General features: G+C 72.3%; 13 protein-coding genes, 1 tRNA gene and 1 pseudogene. 6 read left to right on the top strand and 9 right to left on the bottom strand.

Annotated elements, in window-relative coordinates; genetic code table 11:
• Positions 1-67: 67 nt before the first annotated feature.
• Positions 68-1,357 (top strand): Ig-like domain-containing protein, encoded by a 1,290-nt coding sequence (locus ACQPWW_RS06515; RefSeq protein WP_433130126.1) that lies wholly within the window; start codon positions 68-70, stop codon positions 1,355-1,357.
• 179 nt (positions 1,358-1,536) lie between these two features.
• Here ACQPWW_RS06515 and ACQPWW_RS06510 read toward each other — a convergent pair.
• Together ACQPWW_RS06510 and orn are read right to left on the bottom strand one after the other, a co-directional pair.
• A tRNA-His gene (locus ACQPWW_RS06510) sits at positions 1,537-1,609 on the bottom strand.
• Positions 1,610-1,715: 106 nt separating this feature from the next.
• The gene (gene orn / locus ACQPWW_RS06505) at positions 1,716-2,312 is read right to left on the bottom strand and encodes an oligoribonuclease (RefSeq protein WP_433130124.1); all 597 of its coding nucleotides are present in this window, start codon (positions 2,310-2,312) and stop codon (positions 1,716-1,718) included.
• A 66-nt stretch (positions 2,313-2,378) separates the two neighbouring features.
• Here orn and ACQPWW_RS06500 point away from each other — a divergent pair, with 66 nt between their 5' ends.
• The gene (locus tag ACQPWW_RS06500; RefSeq protein ID WP_433130122.1) at positions 2,379-3,671 is read left to right on the top strand and encodes a glycosyltransferase family 87 protein; all 1,293 of its coding nucleotides are present in this window, start codon (positions 2,379-2,381) and stop codon (positions 3,669-3,671) included.
• Between the two features lie 27 nt (positions 3,672-3,698).
• Here the strand turns inward: ACQPWW_RS06500 and ACQPWW_RS06495 are convergent.
• The 3 genes and pseudogenes from ACQPWW_RS06495 to ACQPWW_RS06485 all read right to left on the bottom strand — a co-directional run.
• A pseudogene (locus ACQPWW_RS06495) lies at positions 3,699-4,252 on the bottom strand (hypothetical protein); the annotation flags it as partial.
• A gap of 689 nt (positions 4,253-4,941) precedes the next feature.
• Positions 4,942-5,679: a YcnI family copper-binding membrane protein gene (locus tag ACQPWW_RS06490; protein WP_433130120.1), complete on the bottom strand. Its 738-nt coding sequence runs from the start codon at positions 5,677-5,679 to the stop codon at positions 4,942-4,944.
• 17 nt (positions 5,680-5,696) lie between these two features.
• Complete coding sequence (locus ACQPWW_RS06485) at positions 5,697-7,361, bottom strand: copper resistance CopC/CopD family protein (RefSeq protein ID WP_433130118.1); 1,665 nt, start codon at positions 7,359-7,361, stop codon at positions 5,697-5,699.
• Between the two features lie 202 nt (positions 7,362-7,563).
• Here ACQPWW_RS06485 and ACQPWW_RS06480 point away from each other — a divergent pair, with 202 nt between their 5' ends.
• From ACQPWW_RS06480 to ACQPWW_RS06465, 4 genes are read left to right on the top strand one after another with little or no spacing between them, the layout of a single operon-like run.
• Positions 7,564-8,154, top strand: a complete 591-nt coding sequence (locus ACQPWW_RS06480) for a sigma-70 family RNA polymerase sigma factor (protein ID WP_433130116.1) — start codon at positions 7,564-7,566, stop codon at positions 8,152-8,154.
• A gap of 31 nt (positions 8,155-8,185) precedes the next feature.
• A complete protein-coding gene (locus tag ACQPWW_RS06475; protein WP_433130114.1) occupies positions 8,186-8,710 on the top strand; it encodes a MauE/DoxX family redox-associated membrane protein in 525 nt (174 codons plus the stop codon).
• Positions 8,703-9,419: a DsbA family protein gene (locus ACQPWW_RS06470; protein ID WP_433130112.1), complete on the top strand. Its 717-nt coding sequence runs from the start codon at positions 8,703-8,705 to the stop codon at positions 9,417-9,419. Before ACQPWW_RS06475 ends, ACQPWW_RS06470 begins: the two co-directional genes overlap by 8 nt.
• Entirely contained in the window at positions 9,416-10,525 is a 1,110-nt protein-coding gene (locus ACQPWW_RS06465) for a hypothetical protein (RefSeq protein WP_433130110.1), read from the top strand. The genes ACQPWW_RS06470 and ACQPWW_RS06465 overlap by 4 nt, the downstream gene beginning before the upstream one ends.
• Here ACQPWW_RS06465 and ACQPWW_RS06460 read toward each other — a convergent pair.
• The 4 genes from ACQPWW_RS06460 to ACQPWW_RS06445 are packed head-to-tail and all read right to left on the bottom strand — an operon-like array spanning position 10,509 to position 13,255.
• Positions 10,509-11,267, bottom strand: a complete 759-nt coding sequence (locus ACQPWW_RS06460) for an energy-coupling factor ABC transporter ATP-binding protein (protein WP_433130107.1) — start codon at positions 11,265-11,267, stop codon at positions 10,509-10,511. The two genes, ACQPWW_RS06465 and ACQPWW_RS06460, sit on opposite strands and share 17 nt — an antisense overlap.
• Positions 11,264-12,034 carry a cobalt ECF transporter T component CbiQ gene (cbiQ, locus tag ACQPWW_RS06455; protein ID WP_433130105.1) on the bottom strand — a complete coding sequence of 257 codons (771 nt, stop codon included), beginning with the start codon at positions 12,032-12,034 and terminating at the stop codon, positions 11,264-11,266. The genes ACQPWW_RS06460 and cbiQ overlap by 4 nt, the downstream gene beginning before the upstream one ends.
• A 13-nt stretch (positions 12,035-12,047) precedes the next feature.
• On the bottom strand, positions 12,048-12,542 hold the full coding sequence (locus ACQPWW_RS06450) for a PDGLE domain-containing protein (protein WP_433130103.1): 495 nt from the start codon (positions 12,540-12,542) through the stop codon (positions 12,048-12,050).
• Entirely contained in the window at positions 12,539-13,255 is a 717-nt protein-coding gene (locus ACQPWW_RS06445; RefSeq protein WP_433130101.1) for an energy-coupling factor ABC transporter permease, read from the bottom strand. Before ACQPWW_RS06445 ends, ACQPWW_RS06450 begins: the two co-directional genes overlap by 4 nt.
• Between the last annotated feature and the right edge of the window lie 16 nt (positions 13,256-13,271).

Raw genomic sequence — 13,271 nt, 5'->3', positions numbered from 1 at the left:
CAACCGGCGCCGGCTCTCGCGCGTCAGTAGGAGACGATGGGGCAGCGACCACGACTGTGAGGGAATCATGCGAGCTAGCCAGGACCAGCTGAGCAGGCACGGTGGGCGACGTCGCGTGTTCGCGGCGGGGTTGCTCGCCGTGGCGCTGGCCTTCACCGCGGCCTGCACCGACGGCGACGGCGGCAAGCCGTCCTCGTGGCACGGCGGCAACGAGAGCCCGCCGCCGAAGGCCGCGGCGACGATCAGCGAACCGGCGGCCGACGCCAAGGACGTGCCGGCCTCGACCGGCATCACCTTCACCACGAAGGACGCCCTGCAGACCGCCGTCGAGCTCAAGGACGCGGCCGGCAAGGCGGTCGAGGGCGCGGTCGCCGCGGATGGCAAGACGTGGCAGCCAGCCGGCGCGTTGGCGTACGGCACCAGCTACACGGCGACAGTGACCGCCACCGGCGACGATGGTCGTCCGGCCACCGCGACCAGCACGTTCACCACAATGGCCAAGCCCAGCAACCAGGTGCGGGTGAGCAGCTTCCTCGGCGACAACCAGGTGGTCGGGGTCGGCATGCCGCTGATCGTGAAGTTCAGCCGGGGCATCCCGGAGGACTACCGCGACGACGTGCAGCGCCGGATGACGGTGACCTCGACCCCGGCCCAGGAGGGCATCTGGCACTGGGTCAGCCCCACCGAGGTCCGGTACCGGCCGAAGGAGTTCTGGAAGGCCAACAGCAAGGTCTCCTACCGGGTGCAGGCCGGCGGCCTGCCGATGGGTGAGGGCTGGTACGGCCGCGCCGACCTCGCGGTGGACGTCAAGATCGGCGCGTCCCTGATCATGACGGTGGACAACAAGACCAAGCGGATGACGGTGACCCGCAACGGCGCCGTGATCAAGACCATCCCGGTCAGCCTCGGCAAGAAGAGCACCCCGTCGTCCAGCGGCACCATGGTCGTGATCGAGAAGCTGCGCAAGACGGTCTTCGACACGATGGAGGAGCTGGGCCCGGAGGAGGGCTACCGCACCAACATCGACTTCGCGCAGCGTCTCACCTGGGGCGGGGAGTTCATCCACGCGGCACCCTGGTCGGAGGGGCAGCAGGGCAGTGTGAACGTCTCGCACGGCTGCGTGAACGTCTCGATGGCCAACGGCAACTGGCTGTTCAGCAACACGCAGATCGGCGACCCGATCACGGTCAAGGGCACCGAGCGCAGGCTGCAGAACGGCAACGGCTGGACCGACTGGAACATGAGCTGGGACGAGTACGTCAAGGGCAGCGCCCTCCCGTACGAGCCGCCCGCCGACCCGGCCACCACCCCGACGCCGGACGGCGCGGACACCCCGTCGCCCACGCCGACCGCCTGACCCGATCAGCCCGACCGTTTAGTCAGATCAACTCGAGATACAGGAAGTCGGGGCATCCAGCCGGGCTGGATGCCCCGATTTCATTGAATCAAAGTGGATCACCGGGCCTCGACGACAACTCGGGCCCACAACGACTCAGGCCCCCTCCGAAGAGGGGGCCTGTGTCGCACAACCAACTGGGTGACTGATGGGAATTGAACCCACGACAACCGGGACCACAACCCGGTGCTCTGCCAACTGAGCTACAGCCACCATGCCGCCGTCGCCCGGTCGATCGCCCCGGGCGGGGTGCGGACCAATAATAGCCGCACCGCGGCCGGCCCCGTCCAGCGGGTATCCGGGGCCGCCCGCGCGGGGGTCAGAGTTCGGCGGCGATCGCCTTGGCGGTCTCGACGTCCGGGCCGGGCAGCGGAACGAAGAGCGTCCGCCGGTAGTACTCCAACTCCCGGATGCTCTCCCGGACGTCGGCCAGCGCGCGGTGCGCGAGGCCCTTCTGCGGCTGGCCGAAGTACACCCGCGGGTACCAACGCCGGCACAGTTCCTTGATCGACGAGACGTCGATCATCCGGTAGTGCAGGTGGGCGTCGAGGCGGGGCATGTCGCGGGCGATGAAGCCCCGGTCGGTGGCGATCGAGTTGCCGCACAACGGCGCCGTCCGCGGATCCTTGACGAAGGTGCGGACGTAGTCCAGGACCAGGTCCTCCGCCTCGGTGAGGGTGACCACCGAACGGCGGACCTCCTCGGTGAGGCCGGACTTGGCGTGCATCGTCTGGACGATCTCCGGCATCCCCTCCAGTGCCGCCTCGTCGGCGTGGATCACCACGTCGACCCCGTCACCGAGCACGTTGAGGTCGGGATCGGTGACCAGTGCCGCAACCTCGATCAGTTTGTCCCTGCCAAGGTCCAACCCGGTCATCTCACAGTCGATCCAGACAAGGAGATCAGCCACCGGCACAGCCTACGCGCAGCCCACACCCCGCGGCTGCGCGCTCTCGGCGGACCGGACCGCTAGGGTTTCGGGGTGCCAGCCGATTCCGTAGCACCGCCCGCCGTCACGGACGACGATCCCGGCGGCCGTACGGTCCGTCGCCTGGTCACGGTGGTGGCCCTCATCGCCGTGCTGCCAGCGCTCTACCTGCCGGGCCTGAACCACAAATTCCTCGACCTCAAGATCTACATGTCGGCGGTCGACTGGTGGCGCGTCGGCCACCCGCTCTACGACTACGTCCAACCCGACCGGGTGCAGGGCGAGTTGTACTTCACCTACCCGCCCTTCAGCGCGCTGCTGCTGTGGCCGTTCGGCCTGCTGCGGCTCGACGCCACCGTGGCGATCTTCACGGTGTTCACCGTGCTCGCCGTGGTGCTGACCACCCACTGGCTGATGACGCCGGTCATCGCCCGGCACGACCTGCCCCGGGCGTTCACGCTGGTCGCCGCCGTGCTGCTGGTGCTGGCCGTGGAGAGCACCCGCGAAACGATCACCTTCGGGCAGATCAACATGCTGCTGGTCGTGCTGATCCTGGCCGACCTGCTGTTCGCCGTACCGCAGGCGCGGCGCTGGGCCGGGGTCGGTGTGGGGCTGGCAACGGCGCTCAAGCTCTTCCCCGGCATCTTCATCGTGTATCTGCTGGCCACCAGGCGGTGGCGGGCCGCGGCGGTGGCGAGCGCGACCGCGGCGGCGGCGACCCTGCTCGCGGCGGCGATTGCCCCGGACGACTCGTGGCGGTTCTGGACGCACGAGTTGTGGGCCACCGAGCGGGTCGGCCGCACCGACATCGTCGGCAACCAGTCGCTGTTCGGCCTGCTCAGCCGGTTCACCGAGCCGGAGCGGCCGGACCGGCTGCTCTGGCTGCTGCTTGTCGCCGTGGTCGCCGCGTACGGGCTGTGGCGGGCCGCCCGCGCGGCGCGGGCCGGTGACCCGTTGACGGGGCTGACGTTGACCGGGTTGGTCGGTGCCCTGGCGAGCCCGATCACCTGGACCCACCACATCTACTGGTTCGTGCCGGCGGTGGTGCTGCTCGCCGACGCGGCGTTGCGCGCCGACCGCCCGGACGAGGCACGTCGGCGATGGTGGCTGGCCGGGCTCGCGCTGGGCATCACCGCCGTGATCGTCTACGGCGTGGTGACGTTCCAGAAGTGGGGCGCGGGAGCGGTCCGCACGCACGACCCGGTGGATTTCGTGGTGCAGAACACGTACGTGCTGTTGAGCCTGCTGTTGCTGGTGGTCCTGCCGGTGCGTGCGGGTCGCCGTCGACTCGCCGACCACCCACAGCCCGAGGAAAAGTCGCACCAAATGGACAGATCTACCCAGTAGCCGTCATCAGCGCTAATCTGGTCTCATCTACCTCAAGCGTCGCTCGGGTAGCACCGATCCCCCGGTGAGGGTGGCCCTCCGCGTCGGCAGCGTGGAGGGCCACCCGCCGTTTCGTCGGCAGCCCCCGGCCGGGCCGTGGCCTTCGCACCGGCCGGCGGCCACGCGAGGCTCAGCGTCACCTCCGGTGCTCGGGGCACCCGGACCGGCTTCTCCAGGTCGCCGTGGGTCGCGGACCGGGCCGGTTCGGCACCGATGAACGACCGAGGCCGCCCGCCCGCACCGGCGCCCGCGCCCGCGCCCGCGCCGACCATGGTGAGTTGCCGCACGGCCGGGAACGGCGAGGCCGGCCCGGGATCCCGGGCACCCAGGCCACTCAGCGAGGTGACCCCGAGCCGGCCGGCGAGCACCGGCACCTGATCCGGCTCCACCACGAAGATCACTTCGCGTGGGCGCAACGGTCGGAGCAGGAGCAGCAGGGCGCACGCCACAAGCAGGACGCCGGTGACCAGCAGACCCCAGGTGGCCGGGCCGGTCCACCCCGCCCGCAACTCGGCGCGCAGGTCCAGTGCCAGGTCGGCGCCGCCGTCGGGGCGCATCAGCACCAGGCTCATGGGCTCACCGGCCAGGTCGTCAGCACTCCACTCCAGCGACCCGAGGCCCTGGCGTACCCAGGACGGCCGATCCGGCGGGCCGACCGGCACGACAGCGGCCGGATCGACCGGACCGCCAGCAACGGGACCGGCCGGGTCCAGCCGAACCGGCAGCGGGCCCTGGGCCAGCGCCACCCGACCGACCACGGCGTACGGCACCGGCGCCAGCCAGTTACGCACCTCGGCGGTGGGCGCGAGCCCCACGAAGGCCGGGCCGTCCGAGGTGCGGGCGTCCAGTCGCAGCCGCGTCTGCCCGGTACGCGCGAACGGCGCCTCCTGGCGTAGCAGACGGTCGAGGTCGGTGACCACGACCGCGTGACCGGGCGTGCGGACCGTCTCGAAGCGGGCGGCAAAGGCCCCGTCGGGGTCGGCGTGTCGAGTCACCAACCACAACGCGCCACCGGCGAACAGCGCCGGAATCCCCAGCGCCAACAGCAGCACACCGACGATCGCCCGCACGAAACGCATTCGCACCGTCTCCCTCCGTAGCCAGATACCCGGCCGACCTTACCGACGTAGGTGCGGTGATCAGGGGATATCCACGGCACCGTCCGGTCCGACTGCGGAAAGGCGCTGACCCGCCGGACGGTTTTCCGGCGGGTCAGCGGGTGGAACGGGGGTCAGGACCTGACGACCGGCTCCCGACGGGTCCGGGCGAACGCCAGCCCGCCCAGCACCAGCCCAGCCAGCCCGGCGACGAGACCGGCCACACCGAGGCCGACCGCGAGCCCGTTGCCCTCGTCGTCATCGTCGTCGTCGGGCGACGACACGACGGCGGCGCTCGGCGCGGCCGATGCCGCCGGCGCCGCGGCGGCGGTCAGGGTGAGCACCGGCGCCGGGTTCTCCGGCTCCTCGGCGCCCGGCGCCGGCGGGTCGATCCAGCGCGAGATGTGACCGTCCGAGTAGGTCTGCAGGACCTTGAAGACCATCGAGTCGACCTTGGGCAGCGGCCCCATCGAGACGGGGAACTCCTGGAACTGGCCGGGCTTCACCGCCGCGTCGCCGGTGGCCGTCCACGTGATCTTGGATATCGCCTCGGCGAGCTGACTGCCGTGCACCTCGATCGGCGGGTCCACCTTGCGCTTCTCCGTCGCGACCGTCCAGCCGGGCACCGGCATTGTCGACACCGAACCGACCGGGGCGTTCTCCGGCAGCGTCACCTCGATCTTCGTGGTCGAGGCGGTGTCGCTCTCGTTGGGCACCCGGAACGCCACCCGGGCGTACCCGCCCTGGGCCGCCTCCTTCGGGTTGACAGTGACGTGCGCGGACGCCGGTCCGGCGAAGCCGAGCACAGCGGTGGCGGCGGCGGTGAACGCCAGGGCGGCAGCGGCGGTTGCGGTACGCCGGAGTCGGGTCATGGGTTTCGCGAACCTCTCTAACGGATCGGCACGGTGGCGGTCACCGTGGCCTGGTCGATGTCGGTAGTGCGCGCGGTGATCTTGATTTGCCAGTCGCCGGCGGCCGGCAGGCTGATGTCGCCGTAGGCGTGGTTGTCCGTCAACGGCAGCAACGGAATGTCGATCGGCTCGATCCCGGCCGAGGGCAGCGCGGCGGTCGCCCGCCACTCCACCACCGGCAGCGGCTGGTCGTCCTTGCCGTACGCGTACAGGTGCACCGAGTTGTTGCCCTGCTCGGCCGGGCTCAGCTCGACCTCCATGGAGTAGAGCGGGCTGGACAGCCTGGTGCTGAAGAGCCCGGCCTCGGTGCTGGACGGGCCGGCGACGGCGGTGCGGGCGGGAGTGGTCTGCACGAGCGTGGCGGACAGGCCCAGCACCACCACCGTGACGGCCAGCTCCACCCAGACCGCCCGGCGGATCGGTGCCGGGCGCTGCGCCGCGATGCGTCGACGCACCAACTGCCGGGAGTACGCGGCCACGGCGATCACCACCGCGAACAGCCCGATCTTGGCCAGCAGCAGCCGCCCGTAGGTGGTGTCGAACAGCGCCCGCGGGGTGGCCACCTCGATCAGCGCCTGGACGGTGCCGGCCAGCAGCAGCGCCGAGACGGCGAGCGCCGCCCAGCGCGACCAGATGGGCAGGATCGCGCCCAGCTCCCGCTCGTCGGCCTGGCGCAGCAGGAACCCGGCGAGCATCAGCAGGCCACCCAGCCAGACCGCCATGCTGCCCAGGTGCACCGCGTCGACCACCACGGAGACCGCCGGCGCCGGGGAGGCCGCCGGGTGCCCGGCCAGCGGCCAGGTCAGCAGGGCCGCGCCGCCGAGCACGGCCAGGATGATCGCGTCGGTGCGGCTGGCCGGCCGGGTCAGCAACGGCCGGAGCAGGAAGGCGGAGGCCGCCAACAGGCCGAGTCGGACCAGGTGAGCGGCGCCGAAGGCGCTGCCGAACACGCTGCCGAACCCCTCGCCGGTCACCTCGAAGAGACCACCGCCGGCCGTGTAGGGCACCTGCAACCACAGGTCGGCGAGGGTGGCGACGGCCACCAGGCCGAGGCCGATCCAGGCCAGCCGGGCCGGCCCTCGCCGGGAGAGCCGTCGCGGCCACAGCGCGGCGAGCACCAGCGCCGGCCCGACCAGCAGCACCAGACCCGCGTAGCCGAGGAAACGCGCCACCTTCACCGCCGTACCCACCACCGGGTTGGCGCGGCTGTCCGTGCCGGAGTCGACCGGCGGCGTCGAGGGCGCGCCGACCGAGTAGGTGAACGCCCCGGACACCGGGTGACTGTCGGCCGAGATCACCCGGAAGCTGAGCAGGTAGGTGCCGCGCCCGCCGGCCGGGTCCACCGGGATGCGCACCTCGCCGCCGTCGAACGACGGCTCACCCCGGTCGGCGCGGGAGCCGTCCGGCGCGATGACCCTGATCTTGCCGGGAACCTTGCGGACCGACTCGCTGAACCGGAGGACCACCTCGGACGGCGCGCTCGGCACGATGGAGGAGGCAGCCGGGCTGCTGCTCTCCAGCACCGCGTGGGCGCTGGCCGGGGTGGCTGGCGCGATCAACAGGGCGACGACAGTGACCAGCAGGCCGGCGGCGGCAGCCAGCCGGGTGATCCAGCGGCGGGGGGCGACAATCATGCCAGCCATGGTCGCCGACCGAGCTGGAGGTCGGCGACCCGAGTCGGGCGAAGGGCTCAACGCTGCTCAGCCGTCGGTGCCGCGCGGTAGGGATCGCGTGTCATGCGAAGATAGTCGGCTCGGGTCGGGGAAAAGTTCCCGACGTGGCGCAGACCATCCAGGGGCCGAAGGACCCTAACGCTGCCCCGGCTGCCGCGTAACCTGGTTTGTCGTGATCCCCGTCCCGCGTGACACCGGTGCCGCCGGTCCGGCAGAGCCGGCCGGTGACGTCGCCCGGGACCCGGCAACCGAGTGGGCGCTCAGCGCGCGCGACGGTGATCCCAGAGCCCAGGCGGCGTTCGTCCGGCTGACCCAGATGGAGGTCTGGCGGTTCGCCGCCGCCCTTGTCGACCCGGACAGCGCCGACGACCTGACCCAGGAGACCTACCTGCGGGCGTTTCGGGCCCTGCCCGCGTTCGAGGGCCGTTCCAGCGCCCGCACGTGGCTGCTCGGCATCGCCCGACGGACCTGCGCCGACCACCTGCGCTCGGTGATCCGCCGCCGCCGACTCGACGAGCGGCTGGCCGCCAACGCGTACACCGACCGCCCGCACCCGGACCCGGCCGGCCAGTTCGGCGCGGCGGACCTGGTCCGCCGGCTCGGCGCCGAGCGGCGCGCCGCGTTCGTGCTCACCCAGTTGCTCGGCCTGTCGTACGCCGAGGCAGCAGCCGTCGAAGGGGTGCCGGTGGGCACCATCCGTTCCCGGGTCGCCCGGGCCCGCGACGAGCTGGTCGAGGCGGTCGGCGACGCCCTGACCGGCTGAGCGGGAACTTCCGGCGTTGACGGGACGACAAATGAGCGTGACCCCACCTTCCCCGCGGGCCGGCCGTTGGCCGGTCGTCCGGCCCTGGCTCGGCACGGCGGCACGGCTCGGCCTCGCCGCCGTCTGGCTCGTCGCCGGCGCGTCGAAGGTCGGTGACCTCGCCGCCTCCGGGCGAGCCGTCAACGCGTACCAGGTGCTGCCGTACGACGTGGCGACGGTGATCGGCGCGGCCCTGCCCTTCGTCGAGCTGGCGCTGGGCGCGCTGTTGCTGCTCGGGCTGGCCACCCGGCTCGTCGCCGGGGTGTCGGCCGCGCTGCTTGTGGTCTTCATCGTGGGGATCGCCTCGGCCTGGACGCGCGGGCTGGCCATCGACTGCGGCTGCTTCGGCAGCGGCGGGCAGCTGGGCGAGGGGCAGGCACCCAGTTACCTCCCGGAGATCCTTCGGGACCTGGGATTCTTGGTACTGGCCGGATTTCTGCTGGTCTGGCCGCGTACGCCGGTATCGGTGGACGGGTGGTTGTCCGGCGAACCCGCTGTGGAGGACGAGGATGAGTAGTCGCAAGGGACAGCGGGACGCCGCCCGGGTGGTCCGCGAGCAGCTCGCCCGCGAGCGACGGCGTCGCCGCACGATCTGGGTTTCCGCCGCGGCGGTCGTCGTCCTGGTCATCGCCGGTGTCGTCGGCTGGGTCGTCTGGTCCAACCAGCGCGCCGACACCTTCACCACCCCACCCGGCGCGAACGCGCCCGGCACCGGCATCGTCACCGGCGACGGGCCGGTCACCGTCGACGTCTACGAGGACTTCCTCTGCCCGGTCTGCAAGCAGTTCGAGCAGAGCACCGGGGCGACGCTGGAGCAGCTGGTGGCCGACCGGAAGGCGACTGTGGTCTACCACCCGGTGGCGTTCCTCAACCGCTTCTCCACCACCGACTACTCCACCCGCTCCTCGGCCGCCTCCGGCTGCGCCGCGGCGGGCGGCAAATTCCGGGAGTACGCCAAGGCGCTCTTCGACAGGCAGCCGCCGGAGGGCAGCGCCGGGCTCACCGACGACCAGCTGATCGACATCGGCGCCGGCGTGGGTCTCGACCGGGGCTCGTTCGGGGGCTGCGTGAAGGACAAGACGTACCTGACGTGGACCGAACACGTCACCGAGGACGCCAGCCAGAGCAACGTCACCGGCACGCCGACGATCAAGGTCAACGGTCAGCCACTCGAGAACCCCACCCCGGACGCGCTCACCGCAGCCGTGGCGGCGGCCGGCAAGTGATCCGTACCCTGCTGGCCCGCGCCGGCCTGGTCGCCACCGCCGCCTGCGCGGCGGCCCTGCTCACCGCGGCGCCCGCCGCCGCGCACGGCGCGGACGCCCCCGACGGCACCGACTACCGCACCCGGACCACCGGGGTCACCCCGCAGCGACCCGGGCTGGAGGTACGCGTCGTCGAGGCGGGCGCCCGACTGGAGCTGACGAACGACACCGGCCGGGCCATCGAGGTCATCGGCTACTCCGGCGAGCCGTACCTGCGGGTCGGCCCGGACGGGGTCTTCGAGAACAGTCGCTCCCCCGCCACCTACCTGAACCGGACCATCGCCGGGGACACCGCGCTCCCGGCCGAGGCCGACCCGGCCGCCCCGCCGACCTGGCGGCGGATCGCCGACGGGACCACAGTGCGCTGGCACGACAGGCGCGCCCTGTGGCAGGAGTCGGCGCCACCGGCGGCCGTACGCGCCGCACCGGACCGGGAGCACCGGGTCCGGGACTGGACGATCCCACTGCGGGACGGCGCCGACCCGGTGACGATCGGCGGGACGCTGGACTGGGTGCCGCCGCCGGACGCGTACACCTGGTGGGCGGTGACCATCGTGGGGGTGCTCGCGGTGGGCGCGCTCGGCCTGGTCGCCGCCGCCCCGGCCGGCGGCCGCGCGCTGTCCGCGCTCGGCGCGTTGCTGATCGCCGGCGGCGTCGTGGCCGTCGGCTACCCGGTGGGGCGGGAGCTGGACGCGGGCGCCCAGGGGGTGGTCGGTGTGCTGGTCGGGCTGCTGTCCGGGCAGATCTGGGCACTGCTCACCGGCCTCGGCGCGATCGCCGCCGGGTGGTACGCGCTGGCCCGCCGCCCGGCCGCCGACTTCGCGGTGGCGCTGGCCGGGGCCTGCCTGGCGCTCTTCGCCGGCGCGGCCAACGCCGCGGTGTTCGCCCGGTCCATCGCCCCGGTGCCCTGGTCGCCCGAGGCCGCCCGGGTGATGGTGGCGGTGGTGCTGATCACCGGTGCAGGCGCGACGGCCGCGGGAGTCCTCCGCCTGCACGCCGCGTCCCGGGCCGCCGCCGCAGCACCGCGGGCCGACGACGCCGAGCGCGGAGCTACGGCCGCGGGATGAAACCGTAGGGGAGTTCCAGGCGGTGGCGGGCCAGCAGGGCCTCGTCACGCAGCAGGTCTCCGGTGGGGGCGTCGGCGACGATCCGGCCGCCGTCGAGGATCACCGACCGTTCGCACAGCTCCGCCGCGTACGGCAGGTCGTGCGTGACCATCAGCAGCGTCACCGGCAGGTCGCGCAGGATCTCGGCCAGCTCACGACGGGCCGCCGGGTCCAGGTTCGACGACGGCTCGTCGAGCACCAGAATCTCCGGGTGCATGGCGAGCACGGTGGCCACCGCCACCCGGCGGCGCTGCCCGAAGGAGAGGTGCTGCGGGGCCCGGTCGCGGTGCGCACCCATCCCCACCGCGTCGAGCGCCTCGTCCACCCGGGCGGCCAACTCCGCCCCGCGCAGGCCCAGGTTCGCCGGCCCGAACGCCACGTCCTCCGCCACCGTGGGCAGGAACAACTGGTCGTCCGGGTCCTGGAAGACGATGCCGACCCGGCGACGCACCTCGCCCAGGGTGGCCCGGTCCGGCGTGACAGTCAGCCCGCCGACGCTCACGCTGCCCTCGGTCGGGGTGAGGATCCCGTTGAGGTGCAGCACCAGTGTCGTCTTGCCGGCGCCGTTGGGCCCGAGCAGCGCCACCCGATCGCCGCGCGGCACGCTCAGGTCCACCCCGTGCAGGGCGACGTGCCCGTCCGGGTACGCGTACCGGACGCCACGAACGTCCAGCGAGACAGCGGTCTGCACGACACCGATCATGACAGCACGACGGCGGTGGCGGCGATCGAGGCGGCCAACACCGGCACTGTCGACGCGACCAGCCACTGACCGACACTCGCCGCGCCGTCGCCCTGCCACACGGCGGGCATCCGCCCGGTGTAACCGCGCGACAGCATCGCCAGATAGACCCGCTCACCGCGCTCGAAGGCACGCAGGAACAACGCCCCGATGCCGGCGGCGAAGCCGCGCAGCTGCCACAGGAAGCGCGGATCGTCGCCCCGGGAGATCCGGGCCACCCGCATCCGCCGCGCCTCGCCGACCAGCACGTCGAGATAGCGCAGCATGAACGTGGCGATCTGGGTGAGCACCTGCGGGCAGTGCAACCGGTCCAACCCCACGATCAGGTCCCGGGTCGTGGTGGTCGCGGCGAGCAGCAGCGAGGCGAGCACCCCCAGGGTGCCCTTGGCCAGGATGTTCCACGCGCCGTGCAGCCCGTCCTCGGACAGCCGCAGGCCCAGCACCTCGACCCGGTCGCCGGTGCCGAGGAACGGCAGCGCGACAGCGAACAGCACGAACGGCAACTCGATCAGCGCCCGGCTGAGCAGCCAGCGCGGCCCCACCCGGGCCAGCGCCGCCACCACCGCCACCAGCACCGCGTACGCGCCGAAGGCCCAGAACGCCGTGCGTGGGGTGGCCACCACGGCGATGGTGAAGACGACCATCGCCACGATCTTGACTTCGGGTGGGAGCCGGTGCACCGGCGAGGCCACCTCGCGGTACAGGACATGCCCGTGACCAGCGCCCATCGCGTACCCCTGCTCAGCTCGCCGCGTCGGCGCGCCGCCGGACGTCGTCGGACGTCGCGGGGTCGCCTTCGGCGGTTGTCGTGTCTCCGTCGGTGGGGTTGGGGCCGTCGGTCGGCGTCGTGCCGTCGGTCGGCGTCGTGCCGTCGGTCGGCGTCGTGCCGTCGGTCGGCGTGGTGCCCCGGCGGCGCAGCAGCCAGAAACCGCCGGCGCCGATCGCGAAGGTGACAAGCACCCCGAGCACCCCGGACAGGCCGGTGGAGACGAAGCTGTTCGACACGCCGCGCACGCCGTAGTCGGCGAGCGGGCTGTCCCCCAGCTCGTGGTCCTTCGCCTGCTGCGCCGGACAGCTGCCGCCGACGATGGTGTCGTCGGCGTCGACGGTGCAGCCCTTGAGTAAGGACGAATCCAGCCCGTCCGGGTGGGACGAGGCGTAGTTGCTCACCACCCCGGCGAGCAGGAGGGCGACCAGCAGGCCACCGGCCAGGAAAGCCCACGAGCGATTCTTCATCGAACACCTCCGGCGACCGGGACAGCGGGGGCGGCGGGTGCGCGCAGCGAACGCAGCGCGTACACCAGGTCGGGTCGCACCTTCGCGACGGTGAGCACCGTGGTCGCGGTGATCAGGCCCTCGCCGATGCCGATCAGCAGGTGGACGCCGGCCATCGTGCCGGCCAGACCGGTCAGGTTGTTCCCCAGGTCGGTGGTGCCGCCCAGCCAGTACTGGAGGACGAAGCCCTGCGACGCGACCACCACGCTCAGGGTCGCGGCGACGAACGCGGTGACGGCCAGACCGGCCCGCGTCCGGGGCAGCACGCGCAGCAGCACCGCGATCAGCACGTACGCCGCGGCGGTGCCCAGCAGCGCCATGTTCGTGATGTTGAGGCCGAGCATCGCCACGCCGCCGTCACCGAAGATCAGCGCCTGCACGACCAGGACCACTGACACGCAGAGCGCGCCGACCCACGGGCCGACCAGCATGGCGGCGAGCGCGCCGCCGAGCAGGTGACCACTCACACCGGCCGTGAAGATCGGGAAGTTGAGCATCTGGACGGCGAAGATGAACGCGGCCACCAGGCCCGCCATCGGGGCCAGCCGGTCGTCCAGGTCGCGCCGGCCGCGCAGGACGCAGACGGTGAGCGCGGCAAGGGCGAGCGCAGCGAAGATCGCCGCCACGGGACCGTCGATGATCCCGTTCGAGATGTGCATCGCCAGTGTTTCCACGCGACCTCCCACACGT

Source organism: Micromonospora sp. CA-240977 (assembly GCF_050942285.1).
Taxonomy (GTDB): Bacteria; Actinomycetota; Actinomycetes; order Mycobacteriales; family Micromonosporaceae; genus Micromonospora.
The sequence above is the reverse complement of the archived record's forward strand: the minus strand, read 5'-3'. Positions and strand labels throughout refer to the sequence as shown.

Coding starts and splice junctions, on each gene's coding strand:
- ACQPWW_RS06470 (WP_433130112.1), top strand. CDS start 8,703: ATGAGTAGTCGCAAGGGACAGCGGGACGCCGCCCGGGTGGTCCGCGAG.
- ACQPWW_RS06450 (WP_433130103.1), bottom strand. CDS start 12,542: ATGAAGAATCGCTCGTGGGCTTTCCTGGCCGGTGGCCTGCTGGTCGCC.
- ACQPWW_RS06475 (WP_433130114.1), top strand. CDS start 8,186: ATGAGCGTGACCCCACCTTCCCCGCGGGCCGGCCGTTGGCCGGTCGTC.
- ACQPWW_RS06460 (WP_433130107.1), bottom strand. CDS start 11,267: ATGATCGGTGTCGTGCAGACCGCTGTCTCGCTGGACGTTCGTGGCGTC.
- ACQPWW_RS06485 (WP_433130118.1), bottom strand. CDS start 7,361: ATGGCTGGCATGATTGTCGCCCCCCGCCGCTGGATCACCCGGCTGGCT.
- ACQPWW_RS06490 (WP_433130120.1), bottom strand. CDS start 5,679: ATGACCCGACTCCGGCGTACCGCAACCGCCGCTGCCGCCCTGGCGTTC.
- ACQPWW_RS06515 (WP_433130126.1), top strand. CDS start 68: ATGCGAGCTAGCCAGGACCAGCTGAGCAGGCACGGTGGGCGACGTCGC.
- cbiQ (WP_433130105.1), bottom strand. CDS start 12,034: ATGGGCGCTGGTCACGGGCATGTCCTGTACCGCGAGGTGGCCTCGCCG.